The sequence below is a fragment of the Pseudomonas sp. 21LCFQ010 genome, from assembly GCF_024129905.1.
GTDB lineage: Bacteria > Pseudomonadota > Gammaproteobacteria > Pseudomonadales > Pseudomonadaceae > Aquipseudomonas.
In genome coordinates this window covers 17,838-30,443 of record NZ_JAMYDZ010000019.1, presented here as the reverse complement: position 1 = coordinate 30,443, position 12,606 = coordinate 17,838, and the positions used below count along the sequence as shown (strand labels likewise).

The window sequence follows — 12,606 nt, the reverse complement described above, 5'->3', positions numbered from 1 at the left end:
GCGGCCTGATAGCCGGCGGCCGCCACTGAAAAGGAATCACACATGAGCCTCACAAGTCTTCGTCAGCCTGTTGACGAACCAGAGTCGGCGGCAGCGTTCAGCGCCAGGCTGGCCGATATCAGCGCCCTGCTGGCCAGCACCGCCGAGCACTATGACCAAAGCGGCGAGTTTCCGCACGAGAACTTCCGCGTGCTGCACGAGCACGACCTGCTGGGTCTGACCGTGCCTGTTGAATTGGGCGGCGGCGGTGCCGACCTGCCCAAGGCGCTGGAGGTGATCAAGGCGGTGGCCAAAGGCGAGCCGTCCACGGCGCTGATTCTGGTCATGCAGTACATCCAGCACGCACGCCTGCAAGACAGCCTGCAGTGGCCGGCACACCTGCGCAAAAAAGTCGCCCTGGACGCCGTGCACAACGGTGCGCTGATCAACGCCCTGCGCGTCGAGCCCGACCTTGGCACGCCGGCGCGTGGCGGCCTGCCGGCAACCATCGCCCGGCGTACGGCGCAAGGCTGGCGCATCAGCGGGCGCAAGATCTATTCCACCGGCAGCCACGGCCTGACCTGGTTCGGCGTGTGGGGCCGCAGTGACGATCAAGACCCGCTGGTCGGTACTTATCTGGTGCACAAGGACACCCCGGGCATTCGCATCGTCGAAGACTGGGACCACTTGGGCATGCGCGCCACCAGCAGCCATGAGGTGATCTTTGAAGATGTGCTGATTCCGCTGGAACAAGCGGTCAGCGTCAGCCCCTGGAGCAACATCCGCGCCGAACTGGACCCGGCCGGGATGCTGTGGATGTCGGTGCTGCTCTCGGCGGTCTACGACGGTGTAGCGCACGCTGCGCGTGACTGGCTGGTGGCGTGGCTGGAGCAGCGCAAGCCATCCAACCTCGGCGCCTCACTGGCCACCCTGCCGCGCTTTCAGGAGGCGGTCGGGCACATCGATACGCTGCTGTTCGCCAACCACAATCTGCTGCATTCGGCCGCCCACGGCCAGGTGCCCAGCCAGCATGCCGCACAGATCAAATACCTGGTCACCAACAATGCCCAGCGTGCCGTCGAAATCGCCCTGGAGGCCAGCGGCAATCCTGGGCTGTCACGCAGTAACCCATTGCAACGCCACTACCGTAACGTGCTGTGCGCCAGGGTCCACACGCCGCAAAACGACACCGTGCTGCAAGGCATCGGCAAGGCCGTGTTCAGTGCCCGCAGCGCCCCTTAAGGGCAGCTCTGAGCGCCTGCAAGCCCTTAATAGAACCTCTGATAGCAACGGGGCATCTGCCATGAAGCAGGTGCTCCGTTTTCGCATATGGCACCTTGAAATCATGCACCGAATCACCTGTCAACCGGGGCAGAAGTACTCCAATGCAACACTTTCTTTCCAAATAGCGCCACCTGACCAGAGCCCCGGACCACGACCCTTAAGCCAATTTCCTAGACACAGCCACTGCAAATGACTAAACGCGGATTCGACCGTCCCTGCCAAGTCGTTGCGGCAGAAGGCATTAGGCTGACTGCTCAGTCAAGTCTTCCGGTGACCGAGGCTAATAAGTCCCCCCATGACCCGCTGGTCGGATTAGGGGTTGCCCCGATATTGACGTCAAATTGCCATCGCTATGATCCCCGGACTTTCAGGTAATCGAATGGATGCGAGGATGTTGATTTATCTTGCTTTCTGGGTAGGCCTCGCACTCGGTGCCACTGGACTCGCATTGAGCCAGAACCTGGTCATCATCGCCGGCCTGCTGATCATTGCCTGCGCCACCGTGGTGGTGCAACTGCGCAAACCCGCCCCGGTTGCAGATCCGGTTGTCCCCACAGAACCCGGCACCCCCTCGCCAGCGCCTGACGTGCCGGCCCTGCTGCACACCGTGGTGCCCAGCTGGAGCGACAGCATCGCCCAGAGCCGCGACCTGCTGCAAAGCAACATCGGCGACCTGTTCGAGCGCTTCAGCAACATTGCCAGCCGCCTTGAAAGCAGCCTGGGTAATTCGGAAAACATCCTGGCCAACGGCGGCGTCGGCACCAGCCTGCGCGATGCCAACCAGCGCCTGATGGAAGTCACCCATGCCTTCGAAGCCAGCAGCAAGCGTCAACAGGCGCTGATCGACACCATCAGCCAGCTCGACAGCTATGCCAGCCAGTTGCAGCAGATGGCCAAGCGGGTGCAGGAAATCGCCAGCCAGACCAACCTGCTGGCCCTCAATGCCGCCATCGAGGCTGCTCGTGCCGGTGAACATGGCCGGGGCTTTTCGGTGGTTGCCGACGAAGTGCGCAAGCTTTCTTCACTGTCGGCCGAGACCGGCCAGGGCATGGACATCAAGGTCGAAGAGATCAACCACGCGATCCAGTCGACCATCAGCGCCGCCGCCGAGCTGGGTGAAAGCGAACGCAGCAACCTGGCGTTCCTGGATGCGTCGGTCAAGACCGTGATGAGCCACCTTGAAGACAACCTCAATGAGCTGTCCGGCGCCTCTCACACCCTGCAGCGTGATGCCCGCGATACCCAGCAGGACATTCAGGCGATCATGATCAGCCTGCAATTCCAGGACCGCGCCGACCAGATGCTCGACCACGTCCAGAGCGACCAGCAGCAGCTGCTCGACGCCTTGCAGCAACAGGACGCCAGCCTGCACGACCCGCGTGCCTGGCTCGACCGCCTGCGCCAGCGCTTCACCACCGAAGAGGAACGCCACGGGCGAACCCAGACCACTGCCAGTGAAGTCACGTTCTTCTAGAGCCCCTGGCGACCGAATTCGTTGTAGCTGTTTTTTCTGTGTTTATTGCCTTTTCCTTTGCGAGGAACTCCTACATGGCCAAGACCGTAATGATCGTCGATGACTCTTCTTCGATGCGCCAACTGGTGAAGATGAGCCTGACCAGCGCCGGCCATCAAGTGATCGAAGCCAGCGATGGCCGTGATGCCCTGAACAAACTGACCGGGCAGAAAATCAACCTGATCATCAGTGACGTGAACATGCCCAATCTGGACGGCATCGGCCTGGTCAAGGCGGTCAAGGCCCGCCCCGAGTACCGCTTCACACCGATCATGATGCTCACCACCGAAAGCGAGCAGTCGAAGAAAGCCGAAGGCCAGGCCGCTGGCGCCAAAGCCTGGATCGTCAAGCCGTTCCAGCCCCAACAGTTGCTGGCGGCAGTCGAAAAGCTGATGGGCTGAGCCCATGTTCACCCTCAGCCACCCGACCCCGGACGCACCGGCGCTGCTGCACGCCGCCGGTGACCTGACGATCTACGAAGTCCAGCAGGCCCTTGAGCAACTCAAGGCGCTGCTGCCCGCCGCCAGTGATGCGACCTGGCAACTGGACCTTTCCGGTATCGCTGAACTCGACAGTGCCGGTGCGCAATTGCTGCTGGCGCTGCACCAGAGCCTGGCGGCTTATGGGCAGCAGCCCGAAATCATTGCGGCCTCGCCCTGCGTGATCGAACTGGCCGGGTTGCTGGCCCTGGATGTACTTCACCCCACCGCCCCGGCCGAGGATTGACCCATGTTCAGTGGCGATCAGTGGAACCAACTGCTGCAAGGCTTTCTGGATGAAGGCCGTGATCTGCTCAAGGACGCTGAAGACAGCCTGCTACGCCTGGAAATCAGTCCCGAGGATGACGAAGCAGTCAATCAACTGTTCCGCGCCGTGCACACCCTCAAAGGCTCGGCGGGTATTTTCTCGCTGACCGCGCTGGTCAACCTCACCCATCATCTGGAAAGCCTGTTGATGATGGTGCGTGACGGTCAGTTGACCCTGACCTCGCAAATGACCTCGCTGATGCTGACCTGCATGGACGAGCTGAGCACCCTGCTTGAAAGCGTCGACGACAACGGCCAGTTGAACGTCGATGAAAGCCGTCACGCGCCGCTGATTGCCGCGCTGTCGGCGGCCCAGGGACATGCCCCGCAAGCGCAGGACAGCCCGGCACAACCGGTGGCGGGCACCCCGGACGAGCTCGACGTACATGACTGGCAGATCAATATCGGTTTCGCCCGCGAGCTGTTCGAAAATGGCTTCGACCCGGCCGCCTTTGTCCGTTACCTGAAAAAGCTCGGGGCCATCACCGAGCTGCAGACCGACACTGCCGGCCTGCCGGCATTGCACGAGCTGGACCCGCATCAGTGCTACCTGAGCCTGGCGATCACCCTGCGCAGTGCTGCCGGACGGGAGCAGATCGTCGACGTGTTCAGCTTTATCGAAGACTTCTGCACGCTTGAAATCGAGCGGCTGGATGGCGGGTTTGCCGATTACCGGCACCCGGACGATCAGGCGCCAGCCCAGGCCGACAACGCCGCGTTGCCGATGCAGATTATTGGCGATTCGTCGCAAACGATTGCGCCAGCGGCCGCGCAACCGCCCGCCAGACACACCGCTCAAGCAGGCGCCGCAGCCGCCGAGCGCACCGCACCCCGAGAAAAGCGCAGCAGCGAAAACACCCTGGTCAAAGTTTCGGCCCATAAGCTCGATGAGTTGATCAATCTGGTCGGCGAACTGGTGATCAGTACCGCCGGCGCGCAGATGCAGGCCAAACTGTCTGGCGACACCCGCTGCATCGAAAGCACCCAGGCGGTGTTCCAGCATGTCGAGCAGATCCGCGAGAGCGCCCTGAAGCTGCGCATGGTCGAGGTCGGCGAAACCTTCAACCGCTTCCACCGCGTGGTGCGCGACGTGAGCCAGGAGCTGGACAAGAAGATCCAGTTGACCATCCGTGGCGGCGAGACCGAACTGGACAAATCGGTGATCGACAAGATCGCCGACCCGCTCACCCACCTGGTGCGCAACGCCATCGACCACGGCATCGAACCGGGCGCCGAGCGGCTGGCCGCTGGCAAGCCCGAAGAAGGCAACCTGAGCCTTAACGCCTATCACGACTCTGGCATGATCGTGCTGGAAATCAGTGACGACGGCCGCGGCCTGAACACCGCACGGATTCTGCAAAAGGCCATCGACAAGGGCATGGTCGAAGCCGACGCGCAACTCAGCGACCGGGACATTCATGCACTGATCTTCGAACCCGGCTTTTCCACTGCCGAGCAGGTCTCCAACCTGTCTGGCCGTGGCGTGGGCATGGATGTGGTGCGCAGCGCCATCGACCAGTTACGCGGCCTGATCGAGATCGATTCGGTGGCCGGCTTTGGCTGCACCTTCCGTATCCGCCTGCCGCTGACCCTGGCGATCATCGACGGTTTTCTGGTCAGTGTCGGCAACGACAGCTTCGTCATCCCGCTGGACATGGTCACCGAATGCATGGAGGCCAGCGAACAGACGCTGGACAAAGGCTACGGCTACCTCAACCTGCGCGGCAACCCGCTGCCGTGCATCACCCTGGACAGCCATTTCGGCCTCGACAGCGAGCCGGTGCGCCGGCGCAACATCGTGGTGGTCAGCCAGGGCCGCCAGCAGGCCGGGCTGATCGTCGATCAGTTACACGGCGAGCTGCAAACCGTGATCAAACCGCTGGGCAAGATGTTCCAGCACCTGCGCGGGATCAGTGGCTCGACCATTCTCGGTTCCGGGCAGGTCGCGCTGATTCTCGACATCCCCAGTCTGTTCCGTCATTTGCAGGCCCTGGTCGATACCCCCGCCCCGAGCCAGGCCAACGTCGCCAACGCCCACTAGTTCATTGCCGCTTTCAGGAGATTCAGCATGCAGTTCATTCGAAACATGAAGATAGGCTTGAGGTTGACCCTGGGCTTTCTGGTGGTGGTGGCACTGACCATCGTCATCGGCCTGATCGGTATCCGCAATCTGGACCAGGTCAACTCGCTGTCAGACCGTATGTATGAGGTCGACGTCGAAGGCATGAGCATGTTGCAAGAGGCCAACAACCAGTTGATCAATGTCGGCCGCTATGTACGCGGTGCACTGCTGGCCACCGATCAGGAAGGCCGGGAGAAACTGTTTGCGGCGACCCTGACCGCTCTGGAACGAAGCCGTCAGCAAATCACCAAAGGCCGCGAGACCTTCCTGACCAAAGAAGGCCAGGCAAAGTATGACCAGGTCAATGCGCCATTCACCGAATACGAGGGCCTGGTCAAACAATTGATCAGCGTCAGCCGTAGCACCAATCAGTATCAGGAAGCCAGCGCTATCACCGAACTGCTGCCCAAGCTGATGGCCAGCAGCGATACCGTTGACCGCCTGCTCGGCGAACTGGTTACGCAAAAGAAGACCCGCGCCAGCGAAGCCAACGATGAAATCACCAACATCTATCTGGACTCGCGCGTGCAGATGATTGGCCTGCTGGTCGCCGCGACCCTGTTGGGCATGCTGATCGGCGTGCTGGTCACCCGCAGCATCACCAAACCGCTCAACGATGCCGTGGTCGCTGCCAACCGCATGGCCGCCGGTGATCTGAGCCAGGACGTGCAGGTCAACAGCAAGGACGAAACCGGCCAGTTGCTGGCCTCGATGCAGAACATGGCGGTGCGCCTGCGCAGCATTCTCGGCGACGTGCGCAGCGCTGCCGATGCGCTGTCTTCAGCCTCCGAGCAAGTCAGCTCTACCTCGCAGTCGCTGAGCCAGGCCGCCAACGAACAGGCCGCCAGTGTCGAGCAGACCAGCGCCTCGGTCGAGCAGATGTCAGCCTCCATCGCCCAGAACACCGAGAGCGCCAAGATCACTGACGGGATTGCCGGCAAAGCGGCCAACGATGCCGTACAGGGTGGCGGCGCCGTGGGTGACACGGTGCTGGCCATGAAGCAGATTGCCGACAAGATCAGCATCATCGACGACATCGCCTACCAGACCAACCTGCTGGCGCTTAACGCGGCCATCGAAGCGGCCCGTGCCGGCGACCACGGCAAGGGCTTTGCGGTCGTGGCTGCCGAAGTGCGCAAGCTGGCTGAACGCAGCCAGGTGGCCGCTCAGGAAATCGGTCAGGTCGCCTCCAGCAGCGTGCAACTGGCCGAACAGGCCGGTCGCCTGCTCAACGAAATCGTGCCGAACATCCAGAAAACCTCCGACCTGGTTCAGGAAATCACCGCAGCCTCGCAGGAACAGAGCGGCGCGGCCGGGCAGATCAATATCGCCATGGGCCAGATGAACCAGATCACCCAGCAGAACGCCTCGGCCTCGGAAGAACTGGCCGCCACCGCCGAAGAGATGAACGCCCAGGCCGGCCAGTTGCAAGAGTTGATCGGCTTCTTCCGCTTCGACGAAAACGCCGCCAACCGGCCACTGCCACGGGTTAACGACACCTTCAGCGGCGGCACCCCGCCGTCCTGGTCGCGTGGCAAGAGTCAGGTCGACGAAGGCCAGTTCGTCAGCTTCGGCTGACCGGACCTGTTCAGGAAGAGCACAGCCATGAACCTTGCCCAGAGCTCCGATTCATCGTTCGACGCGGCTCACGCGCTGAGCGTGCAGCACCTGTCGTTTCGGGTCCGTGACGCCGCCTACGCGCTGCCGATCGACCTGGTGCGGGAAATCATCGAGTACCACGACGTCACCTCGGTACCGATGATGCCCGCCTTCATCCACGGGGTGATCAACCTGCGCGGCAACGTGGTGCCGGTGCTGGACCTGGCCGCGCGGTTCGGCTTCGAGCTGACCCGCCCTGACAAGCGCACCTGCATCGTGATCATTGACCTGGCGATGGAAGAGCACCACCAGCGCATCGGCCTGGTGGTCGATGCGGTGGATGCGGTGCTGGACATCGACCCGCAACTGGTGGTGCCGCCACCGCCATTCGGTGCCGGGATCCGTACCGACTTCATCGCCGGCATGGCCCGTAACGAGCAGAGCTTCACGATCATCCTCAATGTTGCGCAGGTGCTATCGCTCGACGATATCCGCCAGCTCAGTCTTGCCGTGAGCAAGGGCAGCTGACATGGCCGATGCACTGAAGCTGCCGGGGCTCGGCGACAGCGAGTTCCGCCACCTGCAAAAGCTCATGGCCGAGGCCTCGGGGATCCAGATGGCCGACAACAAACGGCCACTGGTGGCAGGCCGGTTGATGAAACGCCTGCGTCATTACCGGCTCGACAGTTTCACCGCGTACCTGCGCATGATCGAGCAGCCGCTGTACCGTCAGGAGCGCCGGCTGGTGGTGGACTTGCTGACCACCAACGAGACCTACTTTTTTCGTGAACACCCGCACTTCGATTGCCTGGGCGAGTGGCTGACCCGTCAGCGCGGGCCGTTGCGGCTATGGAGCGCGGCCTGCTCGTCGGGCGAAGAGCCTTACAGTATGGCCATGGTGCTCAGCGAACACGCCACCACCAAAGACTGGTCGATCACCGCCAGCGACCTGAGCCTGAGCATGCTGCGCAAGGCCCAGGAAGGTATCTACGACATCAGCCAGGCCAAGTACTTTCCTGAAGGCTGGCTGCAGCGCTATTGCCTGAGCGGGGTTGGCGACATGAGCGGGCGCTTTCGGGTCCAGGCGGCGCTGCGTGAGCGCCTGAACCTGCGCGAAGTCAACCTGGTCCAGCCGCTGGTCGAGGACCTGGGCCTGTTCGATGCGATTTTTCTGCGCAATGTGCTGATCTACTTCGATGGCGAGGAAAAGCGCCGCATCGTGCAGCGCATCGTTGGTCAGTTGCGTCCCGGCGGACTTCTGTTCATCGGCCACGCCGAAAGCATCCATGGCCTGCAATTACCGCTCAGGCTGATTCAACCCTCGGTATACGAATGTCTGTAAGTTCTTCGCTGTTCTTGCGCCCCGGCGATTATTTCTTTGGTCGCCACAACGGTCCGGTCACGACGCTGCTGGGCAGTTGCGTGTCGATCATTCTCTGGCACCCGCGCTGGCGTCTGCTCTCGGTGTCCCATTACGTGCTTCCCCGCGAACCGGGTCAGCCGGGCTTGCGCAACGATCCGCTCGACACCCGTTACGGCGACGCGGTGTTCCGCCGCCTGCATGCCGACATGCTGCGTCATGGCACCCGCCCGTGTGAATACCGCAAGAGCATTTTTGGTGGCGGCACCCTGAGCAGCCCGCTCGGGCGCATCGCCTGCCGGGTCGGGCATAGCAACAGCGAGTTCGCCCACCGGCAGTTCAGCCTGCGCAACTGGCCGGTGGATCACTGCGATATAAATGGCGATCATTACCGCCGCCTGCTCGTCGACGGCAGCAGTGGCCGCATCGACTGCGAGCGCAAACTGATGCGCCTGCCGGTCAGACCCAGGTGGGTATCATGATCAAGGTCTTTATCGTCGATGACTCGGCGCTGGTGCGTCAGGTGCTGACCAGTTGCCTGGACAATCACCCCGGCATCAAGGTCATCGGCCATGCCGGTGATCCGCTGTATGCCATCGACAAGATGCGCCGTGACTGGCCGGACGTGATCATTCTCGATATCGAGATGCCGCGCATGGACGGCCTGACCTTCCTGCGCCAGATCATGAGCGAACGCCCGACCCCGACGCTGATCTGCTCGACGCTGACCGAAAGCGGTGCGGGTGTCTCCGTGGAAGCCCTTTCTGCAGGCGCTGTGGGGGTCTTCACCAAGGCCCGGCTGGGCCTGCGCCAGAGCCTGGAGCAGATGTCCAGCGAGTTGATCCGCACCATTGAAGAGGCGGCGCGTACCCGCCCCGGCGCCTTCAGGCCTGTGGCAAGCGCCTTGCAACACCAGAAAAACAAAGCAACCCCAACGGCGCCGCCAAGCGCACCGACAGGCTTGTTGCACACCACCGATCGGGTGGTGGCACTGGGTTGCTCGACCGGCGGCACCCAGGCACTGGAATACGTGCTTCGTCAGTTGCCACGTGACTGCCCGGGCATTGTGATCGTTCAACACATGCCGGAAAAATTCACCGCTGATTTCGCCCGTCGGTTAAACAACCTGTGTCAGATTGAAGTGCGCGAGGCCAGGCATCTGGATCGCGTCCACAGCGGTCTGGCACTGGTCGCCCCCGGCGGATTCCATATGCAGCTCAAACGCAGTGGCGCGCATTACCAGGTCGAAGTCCTCGATGGTCCCCCCGTCAATCGTCACAAACCTTCGGTAGATGTGCTGTTTCGCTCGGTCGCCCGGCATGCCGGGGCCAATACCCTGGGCGTGATCATGACCGGCATGGGCGACGACGGGGCACGCGGGCTGCTGGCGATGCGCGATAGCGGTGCCCAGACCGTGGCTCAGGACGAGACCAGTTGCGTGGTCTTTGGCATGCCCAAGGAAGCGATCCGGATGGGCGCTGCACAAACGATTGAACCGTTATCCAGAGTCCCGCTGCTGATCCAGCAATTCGGTGACCATGCTCGACACGGCTGAGGGAGGTTGCCGGAACAACGATATGGACGTCTCCCCCTGTGGGCGTCTGTAAAACACATTGTGGCCAGCAGGCATATTCAGACCGGTCTGGCCCCGTGCCACGCCCCACACGGGATACAACAACGCCGCCTGAACACAAGGACGGCATTTATTCCCACGCGACACAGGCCTGATCTATGCCTTGCCGAATTTTGCTCGCTGATGACTACCCACTGTTTCGGGCCGGTATCCGGGCGCTGCTGGAAAAACAACATGACTACGAGATCGTCGGTGAGACCGGCGATACGTTGAGCACTGTAGAACTGGCCGTGGTGCTGGCCCCGGAAATCGTCATGCTGGACATGTCCATAGAACGCACGGCCAGCGTGCACACACTCGAAGAACTGGCGCTGCATGCGCCGGCCTGCAAGGTTTTGATGCTGTCGATGCACACGGACTCGGAGTTCGTCATGAAGTGTCTGCAACTGGGCGCCCATGGTTATCTGCTCAAGAGTGCCAGTGTGCTGGAACTGGAGCTGGCGCTGCAGTCATTGCGCAGCGGCGGGCAGTATCTGTCGTCGGCAGTGGTGCCGATGGTGGTCAGCCAGGCGGTGAAAAAGACCCTGGTGCAGCCGACCCGCAGCAGTAATGTGGCGCTGACCGAACGCCAGTTGGAAATCCTGCGCCTGATCGCCCGTGGCGAGTCGACACGCTCGATTGCCGGCGGCCTGGGGTTGTCGGTCAAGACCGTCGAAGCCCATCGCTCGCAGGTCATGCACCGCCTGGGCATTCACGATATCGCCAGCCTGGTGTTGTTCGCGGTACGTGAAGGGATTATAGAGGTCAATGACTGAGCGTTTTCAGGCTCAGCTAAAAGCCGGACACGACACATCTGCTCAAGCCATGCCTGGTCAGCCGGGTCAAAGTTAGCGCTTTGGCTCAGAGGCGTCTGGCATGCGCAGTTTTGTTCTGTTCAACGGGCTACTACTTACCGCCCTGGCTCATGGCGCGCAGGCTCAGGACAACGGTTTCTGGCAGGACGCTCAGGCGGGTGTGCTGGCACGTAATTACTTCCTGCACAACGACTACCGTAACGACCGGGTTCGCGAGCAGAACTACAGCCAGGAGTGGGCGCAGGGGTTTATCGGCCACTTCAATTCCGGCTTTACCTCAGGCAACGTGGGCCTGGGAATCGATGCGCATGGTTTTTTCGGTCTGCGCCTGGACAGTGGTCGCGGCACGGCGGGTACCGGCCTGCTGCCGCTGGACAGCGATGGCCGCGCCGAACCGGATTACTCCTCGGCAGGCGCGGCACTGAAGCTGCGCCTGGGCGCCACGCAGTTGCGGGTGGGCGAGATGGAGGTCGAGACGCCAGTGTTCGACACCGCCGACAAGCGCCTGCAACCGGAGTACGCCACTGGCTGGTTGCTCGACAGCCTTGACGTGCCGGGCGTGCGCCTGGTGGCCGGGCGCTTTACCGCGTTCAAGAACCAGAACCAGTCCACCGGCCGTGGTGATCTGGAGGGCTACGGCGCCAGCACCGCCGGACAGAGCATCAGCCTGGCCGGGATTGAAAGCCGCAGTGACCAGGCGCTGGGCGGTGCGTTGTATATCGGAGAGTTGAGCGACACCTGGCGGCAGTATTACGGCAACCTGCATGGCGGTCATCTGCTGGGTCCCCAGACGCGGTTTGACTGGGATGCCAACCTGTATCGCACACTGGACAGTGGTCAGGCGAGTGCCGGTGCGATTGCCAATACGGCGGCCAGCCTGCTGCTGAAACTGACCCATGCCCGGCAGGCTTTCAGTTTCGGTTACCAGAAGATCCATGGTGATACGCCGTTTGATTTTGTCGGCGGTGATTCGATCTATCTGGCCAACTCGATCAAGTACAACGACTTCAATGGCCCTGGCGAGCAGTCCTTTCAGGCGCGTTATGACCTGGACCTGGGTGATGTGTTTTCGGGTTTGAGTTTTATGGGCCGCTATGTGCGCGGCAGTGGTATCGATGGCACCGATGCGCCACGCGGTGGTGCGTACAACCGGTTTGCTGGCGCTGAGGATCGCTATGTGCCGTTGCAAGGCAAAGGTGGCAGGCATTGGGAACGCGACCTGACTCTGGCCTACAAGGCCCCGGCAGGCGCCTTGCAGGGGCTGTCGGTGGAGTTGTCGTATGTGACCCATCGGGGCAATGCGGCGCAGGGTAATAACGATCTGGATCGGCTGTATGTGGTTGTGCAGTATCCGTTGGATATCTTGCGTTGAGCGGGAGCGGCCGGGCGGCGATCCGCTTGCGCCGCGAATGGGTCTTTAGACCGATGGAAAATCCTTCATCGTGTTGCCTGAGCTGCATGTTTCGCCCTGCTGGGCGAGTCACTTTGGGGCGCCAAAGTGACCAAAGCGCTGGCT

Annotated in this window: 12 protein-coding genes; all 12 read left to right on the top strand. The window is 61.8% G+C overall.

The genetic code is table 11. From position 1 onward, the window contains the following. The first annotated feature begins 42 nt into the window (after positions 1–42). The gene (locus NJC38_RS19835) at positions 43–1,221 is read left to right on the top strand and encodes an acyl-CoA dehydrogenase family protein (RefSeq protein WP_253116751.1); all 1,179 of its coding nucleotides are present in this window, start codon (positions 43–45) and stop codon (positions 1,219–1,221) included. 433 nt (positions 1,222–1,654) lie between these two features. Next, positions 1,655–2,737, top strand: a complete 1,083-nt coding sequence (locus NJC38_RS19830; RefSeq protein ID WP_045481664.1) for a methyl-accepting chemotaxis protein — start codon at positions 1,655–1,657, stop codon at positions 2,735–2,737. Positions 2,738–2,811: 74 nt separating this feature from the next. Next, complete coding sequence (locus NJC38_RS19825) at positions 2,812–3,177, top strand: response regulator (protein WP_045481668.1); 366 nt, start codon at positions 2,812–2,814, stop codon at positions 3,175–3,177. Positions 3,178–3,181: 4 nt separating this feature from the next. After that, entirely contained in the window at positions 3,182–3,502 is a 321-nt protein-coding gene (locus NJC38_RS19820) for an STAS domain-containing protein (RefSeq protein WP_253116749.1), read from the top strand. 3 nt (positions 3,503–3,505) lie between these two features. Next, the gene (locus tag NJC38_RS19815) at positions 3,506–5,623 is read left to right on the top strand and encodes a chemotaxis protein CheA (RefSeq protein WP_253116747.1); all 2,118 of its coding nucleotides are present in this window, start codon (positions 3,506–3,508) and stop codon (positions 5,621–5,623) included. Between the two features lie 27 nt (positions 5,624–5,650). Then, positions 5,651–7,282 (top strand): methyl-accepting chemotaxis protein, encoded by a 1,632-nt coding sequence (locus tag NJC38_RS19810; RefSeq protein WP_253116745.1) that lies wholly within the window; start codon positions 5,651–5,653, stop codon positions 7,280–7,282. Between the two features lie 27 nt (positions 7,283–7,309). After that, positions 7,310–7,831, top strand: coding sequence for a chemotaxis protein CheW (locus NJC38_RS19805; protein ID WP_045481679.1), 522 nt, complete (start codon positions 7,310–7,312; stop codon positions 7,829–7,831). Between the two features lies 1 nt (position 7,832). Next, positions 7,833–8,645, top strand: coding sequence for a CheR family methyltransferase (locus tag NJC38_RS19800; protein ID WP_045481682.1), 813 nt, complete (start codon positions 7,833–7,835; stop codon positions 8,643–8,645). After that, the gene (locus NJC38_RS19795; protein WP_253116743.1) at positions 8,636–9,145 is read left to right on the top strand and encodes a chemotaxis protein CheD; all 510 of its coding nucleotides are present in this window, start codon (positions 8,636–8,638) and stop codon (positions 9,143–9,145) included. Before NJC38_RS19800 ends, NJC38_RS19795 begins: the two co-directional genes overlap by 10 nt. Continuing rightward, positions 9,142–10,218 carry a chemotaxis response regulator protein-glutamate methylesterase gene (locus tag NJC38_RS19790; RefSeq protein ID WP_253116742.1) on the top strand — a complete coding sequence of 359 codons (1,077 nt, stop codon included), beginning with the start codon at positions 9,142–9,144 and terminating at the stop codon, positions 10,216–10,218. The genes NJC38_RS19795 and NJC38_RS19790 overlap by 4 nt, the downstream gene beginning before the upstream one ends. Positions 10,219–10,394: 176 nt before the next feature. Beyond that, on the top strand, positions 10,395–11,051 hold the full coding sequence (locus tag NJC38_RS19785; RefSeq protein WP_045481691.1) for a response regulator transcription factor: 657 nt from the start codon (positions 10,395–10,397) through the stop codon (positions 11,049–11,051). A 100-nt stretch (positions 11,052–11,151) separates the two neighbouring features. Beyond that, entirely contained in the window at positions 11,152–12,462 is a 1,311-nt protein-coding gene (locus NJC38_RS19780; RefSeq protein ID WP_253116740.1) for an OprD family outer membrane porin, read from the top strand. Positions 12,463–12,606: the final 144 nt, after the last annotated feature.